Source organism: Gemmiger formicilis, assembly GCF_016901605.1.
In the GTDB taxonomy this organism is placed as follows: Bacteria; Bacillota; Clostridia; order Oscillospirales; family Ruminococcaceae; genus Gemmiger; species Gemmiger formicilis_B.
Map to the genome: position 1 here is coordinate 1 of NZ_JACJKP010000529.1, position 342 is coordinate 342.

The window sequence follows — 342 nt, forward strand, 5'->3', positions numbered from 1 at the left end:
GGAAGATTCTGTTCCTTGGCCTCATGAAAACGGCGAATCAAAGCCGGCACCACGTGGCTGTGGGTAGGATGGTAGTTGTCATTGGGGCCATACAAATTGGTGGGCATGACGCTGATATAATCCGTGCCATACTGACGGTTCAGAAATTCGCAGTACTTCAATCCGCTGATTTTCGCCAAGGCATAGGCTTCATTCGTTTTTTCCAATTCGCTGGTCAACAAGCAGCTTTCTTTCATAGGTTGCGGGGCCATGCGCGGGTAAATGCAGCTGGAGCCGAGAAACTCCAATTTTTTGCATCCATTTTGCCAGGCAGAATGGATCACATTCATTTCCAGCGTCATG

At 48.8% G+C, this 342-nt stretch carries 1 protein-coding gene; it reads right to left on the minus strand.

Translation table 11 applies throughout. The features are described from left to right. The coding region (locus tag H6B10_RS15790; protein WP_204652399.1) for an NAD-dependent epimerase/dehydratase family protein at positions 1-342 on the minus strand (342 nt) is incomplete at both ends.